We start from the raw sequence: 15,837 nt of genomic DNA, 5'->3' as shown, positions 1-15,837 counted from the left end.
TTGTCTCATGACCCGCACCAGCAGACGCACCGTCCTCGCGGCCACAGCCGCTGCCGGGCTGGCCGTGGCGGCGGGCGCCCCCGCCGCCCACGCCACGACGTCCGGACGCACCCCGTCCAGGGAACTGTTCGGCACGCTCGCCGACGGTACGAAGGTGTACCGCTGGACGCTCTCCAACGGAGGGACCCGGCTGAAGGTCCTGTCGTACGGAGGGGTCGTCCAGTCGCTCGAGGTCCCCGACCGGCAGGGCCGTACGGCGAACGTCTCGCTCGGCTTCGACAACCTCCCCGACTACGCGGCGAAGTCCCCGTACTTCGGCGGTCTGATCGGGCGGTACGGCAACCGCATCGCGGAGGGCCGGTTCACCCTCGACGGTGTGACGCACCAACTGCCCGTCAACGACGGGCCGAACAGCCTGCACGGCGGCGACCGGGGCTTCGACAAACGGGTCTGGGACATCGAGCCGTTCACCGCGCACGGCGAAGTCGGCCTGGTCCTGAGCCGGACCAGCCCGGACGGCGAGGCGGGCTACCCGGGGACGCTCACCGTCCGTGTCGTCTACACGCTGACGGCGCGCGGCGAGTGGCGGATCGACTACGCCGCCACCACCGACCGGGCCACCGTCCTCAACCTCACCAGCCACACCTACTTCAATCTGGCGGGCGAGGGCAGCGGCAGCATCGACGGCCACGTCCTGGAGCTGGCCGCCTCGCGCTACACCCCGGTGGGCGCGACCCTCATTCCGACCGGCGAACTCGCGAAGGTCGCCCGTACGCCCTTCGACTTCCGGCGGGCCGGGGTGATCGGCGAGGCCGTGCGCACGCCGCACGAGCAGATCGGGTACGGGCAGGGCATCGACCACAACTACGTACTGGACAAGGGGCTCACGAGCCGCCCCGAGTACGCCCTGACGGTCACCGAGCCGGGCTCGGGCCGGGTGATGAAGATGTACACGACGGAGCCGGGCATGCAGTTCTACACCGGCAACTTCCTCGACGGCACGCTGACCGGGACCTCGGGCCGGGTCTACCGCCAGGGCGACGCGTTCTGCCTGGAGTCCCAGCACTTCCCGGACTCCCCCAACCAGCCGTCGTTCCCCTCGACGGTGCTGCGCCCCGGTGACACCTACCGTTCGACGACGGTCCACGCGTTCTCGACGCGCTGACCGCGCCCCTTGGAGCGGCGCCCCCGGCAGGGGGCGCCGCTCCTCGCTGTCAGGCCAGCCGGATCATGTTCCAGGACATCGGTTCCAGGGTGGCCCTGAGCGTGCCGTCGACGAGCACGGTGCCTTCGGCGGCGTGCGGGGCGACCCGCTCGGGCTCGGCGAGGGTGTTGCGGGCCTCCGGGTCCGCGTCGGCGACGACCAGGTGCTCGGCGACCTGCTCCAGGTCCAGTCCCGCCAGGGCCACTTCGAGCGGCAGGGCGGTGTCCTGGCTGCGGTTGACCGCGAAGACGGTGACCGCCCCGGAGCCGGGGTCGCGCACGGCGGTGGCGTGCAGCAGATCCGCCTCGCCGTACTTCGCCGTCGCGTACGTGGGTGAGTCCACCCGTACGTCCAGGACCTGGCCCCGCCCGTACCGCGCGGCCTGGGCGAAGGGGAAGAAGGTCGTCTGGCGCCAGGCGGGACCGCCGGGCTCGGTCATGATCGGAGCGATCACGTTGACGAGCTGTGCGAGGCAGGCGACGGTGACCCGGTCGGCGTGGCGCAGCAGCGCGATGAGGAGGCTGCCGAAGACGACGGAGTCCGTGACGCTGTAGTTGTCCTCCAGCAGCCGCGGGGCCTCGGGCCAGTCGAGCGGGTTCTCGGCCGCGTCCTGCTGGAAGCGGGCCATGTACCAGACGTTCCACTCGTCGAAGGAGAGGTTGATCTTCTTCGTCGACTTGAGGCGGGCGCCGACGTGGTCGCAGGTGGCGACGACGCTCTCGATGAAGGACTCCATGTCCACGGCCGAGGCGAGGAAGGAGCCGCGGTCGCCGTCGGTCTCCTCGTAGTAGGCGTGCAGGGAGACGTAGTCGACGAGGTCGTACGTCTCGGCGAGCACCGTCGCCTCCCATGCGGCGAACGTCGGCATGGAGCGGCTGGAGGAGCCGCAGGCGACGAGTTCGACGGACGGGTCGATCTGGCGCATCGCGCGGGCCGTCTCGGCGGCGAGGCGCCCGTACTCCTCCGCGGTCTTGTGGCCGGTCTGCCAGGGGCCGTCCATCTCGTTGCCCAGGCACCACAGCTTGATCCCGAAGGGGTCCTTGTCGCCGTGCGCGATGCGGCGGTCGGACAGTTCGGTGCCGGCCGGGTGGTTGGCGTACTCCTGGAGCTGGATGGCTTCCTGGACGCCGCGGGTGCCGAGGTTGACGGCGAGCATCGGCTCGGCCTGCGGGCCTATCTTCCGGAGGAAGCCGATGTACTCGGAGAGGCCGAAGCGGTTCGTCTCGGTGGAGCGCCAGGCCAGGTCGAGACGGCGGGGGCGCTCGTCGGCGGGGCCGACGCTGTCCTCCCAGCGGTAGCCGGACACGAAGTTGCCGCCCGGGTACCGGATGGCGGTGACGCCGAGCTCGCGGACGAGGTCCAGGACGTCGGTGCGCAGCCCGGCCTCGTCCGCGGACGGGTGGCCCGGTTCGTGGATGCCGTCGTAGACGCAGCGGCCGAGGTGTTCGACGAAGGATCCGAAGAGCCGGGGGTCGACCTCGCCGACGGTGAAGGCGGGGTCGAGGGTGAAGCGCGCGGTACGGGTCATGACTTCCTCACGGGTCGACCGGTCATGTTCGATATATCGAATGCTGCTCGTAACTTCGAACGGACCGTAGGGTCCAAGCTCCGTGAAGGTCAATGCTCTTGCGCGTTTTCACGGCCGGACACGGCCGAGGGCCGCACCCCGTCACGGGATGCGGCCCTCGGTCGTACGCGCGGTGCCCTGGTCAGGCGACGGACAGCTCGACCTTGATGTTGCCGCGGGTGGCGTTCGAGTACGGGCACACCTGGTGCGCCTTCTCGATGAGCGACTGGGCGGTGGCCCGGTCGACGTTCGGGATGGAGGCGGTGATCGCCACCTCCAGGCCGAAACCGCCCGCTTCGGTCTTGCCGATGGATACCGACGCGGTCACCGTCGAGCCGGTGATGTCCGCCTTCTCCTTGCGGGCGACGACACCGAGCGCGCCCTGGAAGCAGGCGCTGTAGCCGGCCGCGAAGAGCTGCTCGGGGTTGGTGCCCGCGCCGCTGCCGCCCATCGCCTTCGGCGGGTTGACGACGACGTCGAGGTTGCCGTCGTCGGAGGAGACGCGGCCGTCACGGCCGTTCTCAGCGGTGGCGACAGCGGTGTAGGCCACGTCTATGTGCTCAATGGTCATGCCGGGAAATCCTCCTGCTGATGCGCCGCGACTCGCGCCCACGGACCGCGGCGGCCTGCACCGAGCCTAACGGGTGGTGTCGAGCGAGACGATCATCTTGCCGGTGTTCTCGCCGCGCAGGAGGCCGAGGAACGCGTCGAAGCCGTTCTCGATGCCCTCGACCTTCGTCTCGTTGTACTTGAGCTCACCGGAGGCGAGCCAGCCGGCGACCTCCTGGACGAACTGCGGCTGGAGCGCGGCGTGATCGCCGACGAGGATGCCCTGCAGGCGCAGCCGCTTGCCGATGACGAGCGCGAGGTTGCGCGGGGCGGGGGTGGGCTCGGTGGCGTTGTACTGCGCGATCATTCCGCAGATGGTGGCGCGGCCGTGCACGTTGAACGAGGAGAGCGCGGCCTCCAGGTGCTCGCCGCCGACGTTGTCGAAGTAGACGTCGATGCCGTCCGGGGCGGCCTCGCGGAGCTGGTCCTTGACGGGGCCGTTCTTGTAGTTGAAGGCCGCGTCGAAGCCGTACTCCTCGACGAGGAGCTTGACCTTCTCGTCGGAGCCGGCCGAACCGATGACCCGCGAGGCGCCCTTGATCTTCGCCATCTGGCCGACCTGGCTGCCGACCGCACCGGCGGCGCCGGAGACGAACACGGCGTCGCCCTCCTTGAAGGAGGCGACCTCGAACAGGCCCGCGTAGGCGGTGAGCCCCGGCATGCCGAGCACGCCGAGGTAGGCGGAGAGCGGGGCGAGCGAGGCGTCGACCTTCACCGCGTGCTTGGCCGGGACCGAGGCGTACTCGCGCCAGCCGAGGCCGTGCAGGACGTGGTCGCCGACCGCGAAGCCCTCGGCCTCGGAGGCGATGACCTCGCCGACCGCGCCGCCGTCCATCGGGTGGTCGAGCTTGAAGGGCGGGGTGTACGACTTCACGTCGTTCATCCGGCCCCGCATGTACGGGTCGACCGAGAAGTGCAGGTTGCGGACGAGGACGCGGCCCTCACCGGGAGCAGTCACCGGCGCCTCGCGCAGCGCGAAGTCCGTGGCCTCGGGCCAGCCGTGCGGGCGGGCGACAAGGTGCCATTCACGACTGGACGTGGGAAGTGCTGCAGACATGGGCTCGGGTTCTCCTCGGCGCTCACGGGACGGGAAGCAGAAAATGCTTCATGACATGAAACAACCATGCGCCCAGATATTTCACCTTGTCAAGTAATTGGGTATCCTGAACGTCATGGCCACCTCACGTACGGACCCTCTGACCCTCGAAGTCATCGAACTCATCGGTGGCGTCGTGGCGCGCTACCACGAGGAGTACGACAGGGCCGCGGCGACACACGCACTGACCGGCGCGCAGGCCAGGGTCCTCGGGCTGCTCTCGCTCCAGCCGATGCCCATGCGCAGGATCGCCCAGAAGCTCAAGTGCGAACCGTCGAACATCACGGGCATCGTCGACCGTCTGGAGCTCCGCGGCCTGGTGGAGCGCCGCCCCGACCCGTCCGACCGGCGGGTCAAGCTGGCCGCCCCGACCGAGGATGGCATGCGGACGGCCCGGCAGCTGCGGGACGCGCTCGACTTCGCCAGGGAGCCGCTCGCCGAGTTGTCGGACGCGGAGCGGTCGGTGCTGCGGGACCTGCTGCGCCGGATGCTCGGGGCGGACACGGCCCCGGAGACGGCCGGGGACTCCGAGGCCGCGGCCTAGGCCCTGGTCCGGACGAGAGGCCTGAGGGGCCTCAGGTGCAGAACCACAGCCAGCGGGTGCACGTCTCGCTCGGTGACGGGGTGGGGGTCGGGTCCTTCGTGGGCCCCGGCTGCGTCGGGCCGGATGTCGGCTTCCCGGGACTCGACGGATCGGCCGGCGCCTCGGTGTCGTCCGGATCCGAGGGCGACGGGGAGCGCGGGGCGTCCGCCGGAGCGGAGGCCGACGCGGACTTCTCCGGCGAGGGGGAGCCGCTCGGCCCGTCACCGGCCCCTTCGCTGTGGGAGTCACTGGCCGGGACCACGGGGGGACCGTCCACCGGCTCCGGGTCGCCCGGCTCCTCGCTCGCCGGGAGTTCCGGGACCGGGTCGACAGCGGCGGTCGTCGACTCGCTCACGTAGTCGGCGGCGCCGTCGTCACCGTCGGGTTCGATGGCCAGCTCGGCCAGGCTCAGCGCGCCGACGGCGAGCACGACGCCGATCCCCGTCAGGAGGATCCCGCGGCCGCGGCGGCGGCGTTTACGACGGCCGCGCCCACGCCCTTGGGCGGCGGCGACCCGGGCACGACGGCGGTGCCCCACGGACCCGGAGGTCTCGAGGGTTTCGCCCGGCTGCTCCGGCTCGTGACCGGGGTACAGCGGGTCGGCGTAGGGGGCCAGCGCGTCGGCGGGCGTTCCGCAACCGGCGCAGGCCAGGGCGCCGTTGAGGTGCCGTCGGCACGGGTGGCAGTAATCCATGGCGCCCGCAGACTAGACGCGCGAGGAACAACGGAGGAAGCCGCTCAGGTGAGGATCCTGTGTGGAAGCGCTGATTCCGAAGCGCGCCGCCCGATACGCGTGAGACGCGGCAGGATGGGCGCCATGACCGCTCCCGCCCCGTTCGGGCCGCTCCAGTTCCAGCTCGTCCTGCTGCGCCGGATGGCCGATCACCAGCCGGATCTGGTGGAGGACGCCCGCCATGAGCTGAGCGCCTCGCTCGCCGAGATGCGGGAGGCGAACCGGCGCTGGCAGGCCATGCTCCGCGCCCCCCGGGGCCGGGGCGCGCTGCGCCGCTACCGCTCGGTGCTGGGCGAGCCCGAGAGCTCGGTGCGCCGCAAGGTCGGCGACCTGGAGTGCGACGCGCTGTTGTGGCCCCTGCCCCTCTGGCCCGATCTGCGGTTCGAGGTGATGGCCGGTCCCGGCGGGGCCGTGTGGAACGAATGGCTGGTCCGGACCCCTGGGGCGGCAGGCCCCGAGCTGCGCACGACCGGGGACCTGCTCCCCTGGTCGTGCACCGTGGACGAGGTGGCCCGCGCCTTCGCTCCGGTCCGTCCGATGGAGGGCAGCGCACCGACCCGGTGGGCGCTGGCCGTCACCGACCCCGTCGACCACCGTCCGTACGTCGCCGAGTTCACCTGGGGCCTGTTCCAACGGCTGCTCCCCGGCCTCGCCTGAGATCTGGCACCCCGTCAGCACCGGGTCCCTCCTACGGCTCACCCAGCGCGCGCGGCGCCCTCCCCGGCGCGACGATGCCAGGAGAGCCGGCTGCCGCCGGTACCCCCCGTCAGCGCTCTCGGGAGAACCTGCCGTGACCGTCAGTCTTGAGCAGTTGCGCCGTTGCCATGTCGCCGTCGACCTCGGGGCCGCGAGGACCCGCGTGTACATCAAGGGAGTGGGACTCGTCGTCGACGAGCCCAGTGTCGCCGCCGTGAACACCCGTACCGGATCCCTCATCGCCGTCGGCGCCCTCGCCGAACAGATGACCGGCCGTACGCCCGCGTACATCCGGGTGGTCCGCCCGGTCTCCGGCGGGACCGTCGTCGACATCGAGATGGCCCAGCGCATGCTGCGCCACCTCCTCGGCGAGAAGCTCCGCCGCCAGTTGCGCCGCAAGCCGCGGCTGCGCGCCGCCGCCTGCACCCCCCACGACGCCGATCCGCTCGCCCAGCGGGCCACCGTCGAGACCCTCGTCGGGCTCGGTGCGCGCCGGGTGGAGCTGGTCGACACCCTGATCGCGGCGGCCGTCGGCTGCGGGCTGCCGGTGGAACAGCCCACGGCCACCATGATCATTGTGTGCGGGGCGGCGACCACCCAGATCGCGGTGCTCTCGCTCGGCTCGATCGTGACGGCCGTACGCATCCCGATCGGCGGCGAGGCCATCGACCACGCGGTGATCCAGCACCTGCGCCAGTACCACGAGCTGATGCTGCCGAGCCAGTCCGTGCGGCCCCTGCAGGTGGCGCTCAGCGGCAACGGTCTGACCCTGAACGGCCCGGAGACGACGGAGATCCACGGCCGTGACGTGGCCACCGGCCTGGCCCGTTCGGTGCAGGTCGACACCGCCGCCGTACGGAAGGCGATCCACGCCCCTCTCACCGCCGTGCTCGACGGCCTGGGCAAGGTGCTGCGCGACTGCCCGCCCGATCTGGTGGCGGACATCGCGGACTCCGGAATCATGATGGTCGGCGGCAGCGCCCTGCTTCCCGGACTCGACCAGATGCTGCGCGACGCCACCGGGGTGCCCGTGCACATCGCCGAGCGGCCCGATGTGTGTTCCGTGCTCGGTCTCGGCGCCATGCTGGACGGCAAGGTCCAGCCGCTGGTCCTCAGCCCGCTCGTCGGCTGAGCGCCGGGTTCCGTATGGCCGAGGCAGATCTTGAACTGCGCACCACGCTCCAGCACATCGTGGACACCGCCACGGCCCTGACCGGGGCACGTTACGGCGCCCTGAGCATCCTCGAACCGGAACACCGCCGCTTCACCGACCTGTTCACCACCGGCCTGACCGACGCCGAGCGTCTGCGGATCGGCCGCCTCCCGGACGGTCACACGGGAATCCTGGGTGTACTCGTCGACGACCCGCAGCCGCTGCGCCTGGACGATCTGACGGCCGATCCGCGCTCCTCGGGCATGCCGCCCGGGCACCCTCCGATGCGCTCCCTCCTCGGGGCCCCCGTCCGGGTGCACTCCGAGGTGCTCGGCAGTCTCGTCGTCACCGAACGGCGCTCGGGGCGCTTCACCGACACGGACCTGGCGCTGCTGAGGCTGCTCGCGTCCCAGGCGGGTGCGGCGATCGGCGGTGCCCACCTGTACGAGTCGGCGCGGCAGCGGGAGCGGTGGATCGAAGGAACCGCCGCGGTCACCCGGGCGCTGCTGACCGGAACCGCCACGACGGACGCCCTGATGACGGTCGCCGAACGGGCCAGGATGCTGGCCGGGGCATCGGCCGGGGTGATCCTCCAGCCGACCGGGGACGGCGGGATGGAGATCGTCACGGCCTCCACGCTCGATGATCCGGCCGGTCTCGTCGGCACGGTCATCGAGCCCGGCTCCCCCGTCCTCGTCCAGCTGCTGGGCGGTGAGGAGGTCTTCATCGAGGATTCGGCCACCGACCCGCGGATGACGACGCACGTGCGCTCCCGCTTCGGGCCCAGCATGATGCTGCCGCTGCAGAGCGGCGGCCGGCTCATCGGCACGCTGGCCCTCCCCCGGCGGCGCGGCGACCGCCCTTACACGACGGTGGACCGGCTGCTGGCGTCGCAGTTCGCCTCCCAGGCCGCCCTGGCCCTGGTGATGGCGGACGCCCAGCACTACCGGGAGCAGCTCGCGGTCTACGAGGACCGTGACCGGATCGCCCGCGATCTCCACGACCTGGTCGTCCAACGGCTGTTCGCGACGGAGATGATGCTGGAGTCGACCCGCCGCAAGGACGTGTCGGGGGACAGCGGGACCGATGAGCTGCTCGGCAGGGCCGTCGACGAGCTGGACTCCACCATCCAGGAGGTCAGGACCGCGATCTTCGCGCTCCAGCAGCCGCCCGCCGACGCCCCCACCACCTTCCGGGGCAAGGTGCTGCGCGAGACCGGCGGTGCGGCGGCGGTGCTGGGCTTCCAGCCGTCGGTGCACTTCGCGGGTGCGGTGGACGCCCTGGTGCCGGAACCGGTGGACGAGCAGTTGCTCACCGTTCTGCGCGGGGCGCTGGCCACCGCGCACCGGCGCGCGGGGGTGTCGGCCATCGAGGTCGAGGTAGACGCGACGGCGCGGGAGCCCGACGGGCGCGCGGCTGTGCGCCTCGTGGTGGCCGACGACGGGCGTGCCGAGGACGGCACGCGGTCGCCGACCGTCATTTGGCAGGCGCCGCTCTGAGGGCGATCCGGGTGTTGGAGTGGGCGACACCCGCGTCCCGTTTGAGCCGGCGCAGCAGTGCGTCCAGGGAGCCGGGGTCGGCGGCCGTGGCCCGTACGAGATAGTCGTGGCTGCCCGTCACGTGCACCACCTCGGTGATGCCGGGCAGCATGAGCACGGAGCGTTCGAACTCCTCGTTCGTCGTGTCGAGGCGCAGCGTCACGTCGATGAAGACGACGAGGCCCGAACGGGTGTCGGCGGCCGGGTCGACGATGACGGTGAAGCCGCGGATCACCCCGTCACGGCGCATGTGGCGTACGCGGTCGCCCGCAGCGTTGGCGCTGAGCCCGACGCGTACACCCAGATCGCGGTACGAGATCCGGGCGTCCTCCTGGAGAATGCCGAGGATCTCTCTGTCCAGCCGGTCCATACCAGCGATTGTCGCAGCCCCGGCCCGGAAGCGGCGGGCGAGCGGTGCCCGGCGGGGCCCCGGGAGGGCCGCTGCACCATGGGGCGCCTACGGGGAGAAGCCTTCCCCGTATGGAGCAGTCCCACGGGCCGTGCCCGCCCGTGCCCAGTTGACTTGCCGTGTGGATACAGCTTCCGAGCAGGCCCCCGCCCCGGACCGGAATCGGTCCGCTGCCGCGTACCGCAACCTGATCGTGGCCACCGTCGGCTTCACCCTGACCTTCTGGGCGTGGAACCTGATCGCACCGATGTCCGGGGACTACAAGGAGCGGCTCGGGCTCGATTCGTTCCAGCAGTCGCTCCTCGTCGCGGTGCCGGTGCTCGTCGGCTCGCTGGGCCGGATCCCGGTGGGCGCGCTCACCGACAAGTTCGGCGCCCGGCTGATGTTCCCCGTGGTGTCGGCGCTGACGATCGTCCCCGTACTGCTGCTGATCCCGGCGAAGGACTCCTACGGGGCGATGCTCGCCGTCGGCTTCCTGCTCGGTCTGGGCGGTACGACGTTCGCGATCGGCATCCCGCTGGTCAACTCGTGGTTCCCGCCCGCGAAGCGGGGGCTCGCCCTGGGTGTGTTCGGGATGGGCATGGGCGGCGTCGCGCTGTCCGGCTACTTCACGCCGCGCATCTCGAAGCACGGTGACAACCTGCCGTTCCTGATCGTCGCCGGGGCGCTGGTGGTGTACTCGCTGCTCGCGGCAGTCCTGATCACGGACCGCCCGGACCGGAAGGTGCCGACCGACTCGCTCGGACACCGGCTGGGGCAGGCGGGCCGGCTGCGGGTCACCTGGGAGCTGTCCGCCCTGTACGCGATCGGCTTCGGCGGCATCGTCGCGTTCGGCGTCTATCTGCCGACGTACCTGAAGACCTGGTACGAGATGTCGCCGACCGAGGCCGGCACCAAGGCGGCCGGCTTCGCCCTGGTCACGGTGATCTTCCGGCCGGCCGGCGGCTGGCTCTCCGACCGGATCCACCCTGCCCTGGTCACGTCGGCGGCGCTGCTGGTCGCGGCGCTCATGGCGATCGTCCAGGCCTTCGACCCCCCTCTGGATCCGGTCGGCACGATCGCGCTGCTCTGCATGGCGGCGGGGCTCGGCACGGCGAGCGGCAGCGTCTTCGCCCTCGTCTCGCAGGTGACACCTCAGGCCAAGGTGGGCAGCGTGACGGGCATCGTCGGCGCGATGGGCGGTCTCGGCGGCTTCGTACCGCCGCTGGTGATGGGCGCGATCTACAGCGCCAAGGGCTCGTACTCGATCGGCTTCATGCTGCTGTCCGACCTGGCGCTGGCCGGCTGTGTGTACGCGTACGGGCGGATGCGGACCCTGCGGCCGTCGAGCTGAGCGGACGGGGAGGGACGGCGGCGGCCCGCCCGGACGCCGCCGTCCCTCCTCCGTTCAGCGTGCGGCTGCCGCGGCCGCGCGCCGTTTCCCGAACTCGCCCACCCAGTACGCCGTCCGGTCCAGGTACGCCGTCTCGGCGGCGGCCCCGGTCCTTCCGTAGGCCCCCGAGAACGTCTGGTAGCCGTGTCCGGCGGGCGGGGTGCTCGACGCGGGCTCGATCGAACTGCCCTCGTGCCACTCGTTGAACGAGGTGACGGAGACCCAGGAGGGCGATCCGCCGATGGCCGGGTCGAGAGCGTTGTTCCACTCCAGGTCGTAGGAGGCGCCGTCCTGCCGGCCCAGGGTGGGAGTGGTGTTGCCGGGAACGGCCCGGTCGTCGATGTATCCGGGGGCCACGGAGGGCGCCCAGACCAGGCCGTTGGCCCTGGCGTAGTCGCCGGCCTGCTTCCAGCCGGGGGCGGTGGCTCCGGCGATGCCGTCGTAGGTGTAGATGCCTCCGAAGTGGGCGACCTTGCTGGTGTCGGTGGTCTGCGCGAGAACGATGGCACTGTCCCGTACGGCGTCCAGCGCCGACCAGTCCTGGATCTTCAGGCTCTCGAAGATGTAGAACGCGGGCCGGTTGCCGTGCCCGGCGTCCCGGTAGTAGGCGGGGTGGTTCCCGAACTTCCCTTCCAGGTAGCCGATGTCGTCGACGACGGAGGCCGCGGTCCGGTCGCCGTACGGTTCGATGTGCCAGGCGACCCGTATGCCGTGGCGGGCGGCGGCGTCCAGGACGTCCGCGGCGATGGAGTCCTCGTAGCCGCCCTGTCCCCACCAGCTGTAGACGATGACGCCCGCGCCGGACTGCTGGACCCACCTCATGTGCTGGTCGACGGCTCCGGCGATGTCACCGGAGTCGTACGGGCCGAGCTTCGGGTAGAGGTCGGCGCCGATGTCGTCGGGCGGGGTGTGGCCGCCCTGCTGCCAGTGGCGCCAGCTGCCGGACGTGGCGGGGGTGCCGTACCAGGGGTAGTAGAAGAGGTGGACGTCGGACGAGCCTTCGGCGACCGGGTCCGGATCGTGGGACAGGGTGAAGGTGTCGATGTCGAAGAGGGAGCCCGCTCCGCCGGTGAAGCGGAGGAACAGCGGTCCCGATCCGGTGGCGGTGAGGGCCGTGGACACCTCTGCGAAGGTGTCCCAGCCGCCGGTCGGGGTGATGTCCACGGAGCCGAGGAGCGTGCCGGTGGCCGAACCCGCCCGGATCTCGACGGTGCCGCCCGCCCCGGCCGAGGACACCCTGGCCGTGAAGGAGGTGGCCCCGGCCGTCTCGGTGCCCGCGTAGCCCGCCCAGTCACCGTTGTCGATGTAGCCGAGCGTGGCGCCGCCGCCGGCTCCCGCGTGACCGGCCGCCTGCACGCCCGAGCCGGAGGTGAAGGACTCCGCCTCCACGGGTTCGTCCCCGGTGCCGGGGTCGTCGGCACCGCAGTCGGCGCTGACCGCGCCGGCCGCGTACTGGATGCCGCCGAGCAGCAGTTGCCGGAACGCCGGGTCGGAGTACGACTCGGCGGTGTGGCCGAGACCGGTGTAGAAGGACCGCCCCTGCTCCTGCGGATGGCACCAGGTGATGGGGTGGTCGCCGCTCATCTCGCCGCCGGTGTAGCTGCTTTCGTCCAGGGACTGCAGTACGTGGACGTCGTCACGCGGATTGGTGCGGTAGTTGTACCACTCGTCGGTACGGGTCCAGGTGTCGTCCAGGTGCGCCGTCGCGGGGTGGGCGTGGTCCTCGGTGGTGAGGTCGGCCTGCTGGATCGCCGGATGGCTCTTGAACCAGGCGCCGACGAGGTGCTCGTACTCCGGCCAGCCGTACTCGGTGTCGGCGGCGGCGTGGATCCCGACGAATCCGCCGCCGCCGTTGACGTACCCCTTGAGCGCGTCCTGCTGTGCGGTGTCCAGGACATCGCCCGTGGTGCTCAGGAAGACCACGGCCGCGTATCCGGCGAGGTTCTGCGGGGTGAAGGCGCCCGCGTCCTCGGTGGCTGTGACGGTGAAGTCGTGTGCTGCGCCGAGCTGTTGGATGCCGGTGATCCCGGCCGGGATGGAGTCGTGCCGGAATCCTGCCGTCTTGGAGAAGACGAGGACCTGGTACGGCTCCGCTGCCGCGGCGCTCTGCACACCGGGGGCCAGGAGCGCCGCACCGAGTGCGAGGGCCGCGGCGCAGGCGACATGGCGTACGTGGCGGGCGAGTCGGCGTCTCATCGGCTGACCGTTCCTTCCGTGTCGAAGGTGAAGGCGTCGATATCGAAGAGGTTCCCCTGGCCCGTGGGCCCCTTGAGGACCAGGAACAGTTCGGTGGGTCCGGCCGGGGCGCCGGCCACGTCGGCCGAGACGTCCACGAAGTTCTCCCAGCCGCCGGTCGGGGCGACGGTGAGGGTGGAGAGCAGCGGGCCGGTGGTCGATCCCGCCCGCAGTTCGATCGTTCCGCCGGGGCCCGCGGAGGAGACGCGCGCCGAGACGCGGGTGGCGTTGTCCAGGGTGTACGGCGCGAAGGAGATCCAGTCGCCGTCGTCGGTGAAGCCGACCGTGGCCCCGCCCTCCGCGGTGCCGTGGCCCGCGACCTCGATGCCGGACTGGGCGTCGAAGTGCTCGCCCTGCCGGTGCCGGGGCTGCAGGATGCTGTCGCTGTGCGAGGTGAGTCCGCCCGCGTCGGTGTACTCGGCGTCGAAGACCCCGTAGATGTTGGCCGCGCTGTCGTGCTCACCGTCGACCGGGACGTCGATGGTGCCGGTGCAGCCGTTCTTCGACGTGATCTGGTGGCGGTGGGCGTCGTGGCCCAGCAGATAGGTGACCTTGACCTTGGAGCAGTCGACGGTGCCGTCCTCGGGGTCCGAGACGGTCACGGCGAACGGCACGGTGTCGCCGAAGGAGAACAGTTCGCCGTCGGCGGGTGCGGTCAGGGTGACGGTGGGGGCGGAGTTGCCGGCCGTCACGACGAGGCTCGCGGTGCCGGTCAGCCCCTCGGGGTCCTTGACGGTGAGGGTCGGGCGGTAGGTGCCCGCCGCGGTGTAGGTGTGGCTGGGGTCGGCGGCGGTGGACGTCGCACCGTCACCGAAGTCCCAGGTGTAGCTGATCGCCCCGCCCTCGGGGTCGGTACTGCCCGCCGAGGAGAAGGCGACGGTGAGCGGCGTGGGTCCCGAGGTCCTGTCGGCGGTGGCCTCGGCAACGGGGTTGCGGTTGCTGCCGCCGATGTGTTCGACGCGGTAGAGGGCCTGGTTGCCGGAGCCGGTGCCGTAGTCGAGCACGTACAGCGCGCCGTCCGGGCCGAACGCGGAGTCCATGACCTGTGTCCCGGTCCACGGGAAGGTCTCGATGACCCCCGGTGAGCCGTCGGCCTTCACCTCCACGGGTTTGATCCACTTACGGCCGTACTCGGTGGCGAAGAAGCGGCCGTCGAGCGACTGCGGGAACTTCACCGCCGAGTCGAGGTTCGCGTCGAAGTCGTATACGGGCCCCGCCATCGGCGATTCGGAGCCGCCGCCGAACTCGGGCGGGGATCCCGCGTCGCCGGCGTACCTGATCCAGGCCGCCCGGGCGGCCGGAAGGGTGGGCAGGCCGGTGTTGCGGAAGGAGTTGTTCGCAGGTCCGCCCGCGCAGTCGTACTTTCCGGCGGCGGGGCCGGCGGGGAACGTGTACTCGTTGTACGTCTCCGAGGCGGTGTTCGTCCCCGTGCAGTACGGCCAGCCGAAGTTGCCGGGGCTCGTGATCCGGTCGAACTCGACCTGGCCGCTGGGGCCCCGGTTCGGATCCGTGGTGCCGGAGTCGGGGCCGTAGTCACCGATGTAGACGGTTCCGGTCGGCTTGTCGACGGACATCCGGAAGGGGTTGCGGAAGCCCATCGCGTAGATCTCCGGACGGGTCTTCGCCGTGCCGGGGGCGAAGAGGTTTCCGGCCGGGACGGTGTAGCCGCCGTCGGCCGTCGGCTTGATCCGCAGGAGCTTGCCCCGCAGGTCGTCGGTGTTGCCGGAGGAGCGCTGGGCGTCGAACTGCGGGTTGCGGTCGGCGCGTTCGTCGATCGGTGAGTAGCCGCTCGACTCGAACGGGTTGGTGTCGTCGCCGGTGGTCAGATAGAGGTTCCCGGCGGCGTCGAAGTCGATGTCCCCGCCCACGTGGCAGCACTGGCCCCGGTCGTTGGGTACTTCGAGGACGACCTTCTCACTGGCGGTGTCCAGGGTGCCGTCGGGCTTCAGGGTGAATCTGGACAGGTTGAGGTGGCCCTTCCAGGCCTCGAAGTCGGCGGCGGATCCGGTGACGGGGGCGTCGCCCGGCGGGGTGTTCAGGGCGGGCGAGTAGTAGAGGTAGAGGTAGCGGTTGACCGCGAATCCGGGGTCAGCGGCTACGCCCTGCAGCCCTTCCTCGTCGTGCGTGTAGACGTCGAGTTTTCCCGCGGTCCGTGTCGCGCCGGAGGCGTCGGTGAGGCGGACCGTACCGTCGCGGGCCGTGTGGACGACGGACCGGTCGGGGAGCACCGCGAGTGACATCGCCTCGCCCAGCTCGGCGCCGCCGAGAGCGAGTTGGACCTGCTGGTAGTCGGCGGCGGGAATGTCGGCGGTGGGCGCCGCCGTGGCGGTGCCGGCGGCGAGGCCTCCCGTCAGCATCAGGGCGAGTGCGGTGGCGACTCTGGACCATGTGGGGGGACGCAAGGGCATGAAGCTTCCTTCCTGACGGTGCGTGGGGTTGTCAGGCATGGCGCTGTCGTGCTGAGCGAGTGCGAGGCGGTGCGTGCGGTGCCGTGCGCTGTGCTGCGTGCCGGGCTGCGTGTGTGCGTGGCGTGCTGCGTGCGTGTGCCGCGCGTGGGGCGGGCAGACAGCTTTTTTCTGCTCCGACGTAACGCAACGTCTCTTCTGCGTGAGCTTTTTGCATGCTGGCAACGCAAAATTAAT

At 71.0% G+C, this 15,837-nt stretch carries 13 protein-coding genes; 6 read left to right on the top strand and 7 right to left on the bottom strand.

Annotation, left to right across the window (positions count from 1 at the left end):
- The first annotated feature begins 7 nt into the window (after positions 1-7).
- Entirely contained in the window at positions 8-1,165 is a 1,158-nt protein-coding gene (locus tag OG257_RS26320) for an aldose epimerase family protein (RefSeq protein WP_329211354.1), read from the top strand.
- A 49-nt stretch (positions 1,166-1,214) separates the two neighbouring features.
- Here the strand turns inward: OG257_RS26320 and arfA are convergent, their stop codons facing one another.
- The 3 genes from arfA to OG257_RS26305 all read right to left on the bottom strand — a co-directional run bounded on the left by arfA (position 1,215) and on the right by OG257_RS26305 (position 4,437).
- Positions 1,215-2,732 carry an arabinosylfuranosidase ArfA gene (arfA, locus tag OG257_RS26315; RefSeq protein WP_329211353.1) on the bottom strand — a complete coding sequence of 506 codons (1,518 nt, stop codon included), beginning with the start codon at positions 2,730-2,732 and terminating at the stop codon, positions 1,215-1,217.
- Positions 2,733-2,913: 181 nt separating this feature from the next.
- A complete protein-coding gene (locus OG257_RS26310; protein WP_329211351.1) occupies positions 2,914-3,342 on the bottom strand; it encodes an organic hydroperoxide resistance protein in 429 nt (142 codons plus the stop codon).
- A gap of 66 nt (positions 3,343-3,408) precedes the next feature.
- Complete coding sequence (locus OG257_RS26305) at positions 3,409-4,437, bottom strand: NADP-dependent oxidoreductase (RefSeq protein ID WP_329211349.1); 1,029 nt, start codon at positions 4,435-4,437, stop codon at positions 3,409-3,411.
- 115 nt (positions 4,438-4,552) lie between these two features.
- On the opposite strand from OG257_RS26305, the gene OG257_RS26300 reads away from it, so the two are divergent.
- Positions 4,553-5,020 carry a MarR family winged helix-turn-helix transcriptional regulator gene (locus OG257_RS26300; protein WP_329211347.1) on the top strand — a complete coding sequence of 156 codons (468 nt, stop codon included), beginning with the start codon at positions 4,553-4,555 and terminating at the stop codon, positions 5,018-5,020.
- A gap of 31 nt (positions 5,021-5,051) precedes the next feature.
- Here OG257_RS26300 and OG257_RS26295 read toward each other — a convergent pair whose 3' ends face one another.
- Positions 5,052-5,753: an SCO2400 family protein gene (locus tag OG257_RS26295; RefSeq protein WP_329211345.1), complete on the bottom strand. Its 702-nt coding sequence runs from the start codon at positions 5,751-5,753 to the stop codon at positions 5,052-5,054.
- Positions 5,754-5,876: 123 nt separating this feature from the next.
- On the opposite strand from OG257_RS26295, the gene OG257_RS26290 reads away from it, so the two are divergent.
- The 3 genes from OG257_RS26290 to OG257_RS26280 all read left to right on the top strand — a co-directional run bounded on the left by OG257_RS26290 (position 5,877) and on the right by OG257_RS26280 (position 9,140).
- Positions 5,877-6,449, top strand: a complete 573-nt coding sequence (locus tag OG257_RS26290) for a hypothetical protein (RefSeq protein ID WP_329211344.1) — start codon at positions 5,877-5,879, stop codon at positions 6,447-6,449.
- Between the two features lie 133 nt (positions 6,450-6,582).
- Entirely contained in the window at positions 6,583-7,620 is a 1,038-nt protein-coding gene (locus tag OG257_RS26285; RefSeq protein ID WP_329211342.1) for a rod shape-determining protein, read from the top strand.
- Between the two features lie 14 nt (positions 7,621-7,634).
- Positions 7,635-9,140 carry a GAF domain-containing sensor histidine kinase gene (locus tag OG257_RS26280; protein WP_329211341.1) on the top strand — a complete coding sequence of 502 codons (1,506 nt, stop codon included), beginning with the start codon at positions 7,635-7,637 and terminating at the stop codon, positions 9,138-9,140.
- Here OG257_RS26280 and OG257_RS26275 read toward each other — a convergent pair.
- Positions 9,118-9,549, bottom strand: a complete 432-nt coding sequence (locus tag OG257_RS26275; protein ID WP_329211339.1) for an Lrp/AsnC family transcriptional regulator — start codon at positions 9,547-9,549, stop codon at positions 9,118-9,120. The two genes, OG257_RS26280 and OG257_RS26275, sit on opposite strands and share 23 nt — an antisense overlap.
- Positions 9,550-9,709: 160 nt before the next feature.
- On the opposite strand from OG257_RS26275, the gene OG257_RS26270 reads away from it, so the two are divergent.
- Positions 9,710-10,921 (top strand): nitrate/nitrite transporter, encoded by a 1,212-nt coding sequence (locus OG257_RS26270; protein ID WP_329211337.1) that lies wholly within the window; start codon positions 9,710-9,712, stop codon positions 10,919-10,921.
- A gap of 54 nt (positions 10,922-10,975) precedes the next feature.
- Here the strand turns inward: OG257_RS26270 and OG257_RS26265 are convergent, their stop codons facing one another.
- Together OG257_RS26265 and OG257_RS26260 are read right to left on the bottom strand one after the other, a co-directional pair.
- A complete protein-coding gene (locus tag OG257_RS26265; protein WP_329211335.1) occupies positions 10,976-13,156 on the bottom strand; it encodes a ThuA domain-containing protein in 2,181 nt (726 codons plus the stop codon).
- Positions 13,153-15,603 (bottom strand): PQQ-dependent sugar dehydrogenase, encoded by a 2,451-nt coding sequence (locus OG257_RS26260; protein WP_329211334.1) that lies wholly within the window; start codon positions 15,601-15,603, stop codon positions 13,153-13,155. Before OG257_RS26260 ends, OG257_RS26265 begins: the two co-directional genes overlap by 4 nt.
- Positions 15,604-15,837 lie beyond the last annotated feature (234 nt).

This window comes from Streptomyces sp. NBC_00683, assembly GCF_036226745.1.
GTDB lineage: Bacteria > Actinomycetota > Actinomycetes > Streptomycetales > Streptomycetaceae > Streptomyces.
Note: the sequence above shows the minus strand (reverse complement) of the source record. Positions and strands in the feature narration are given on the sequence as shown.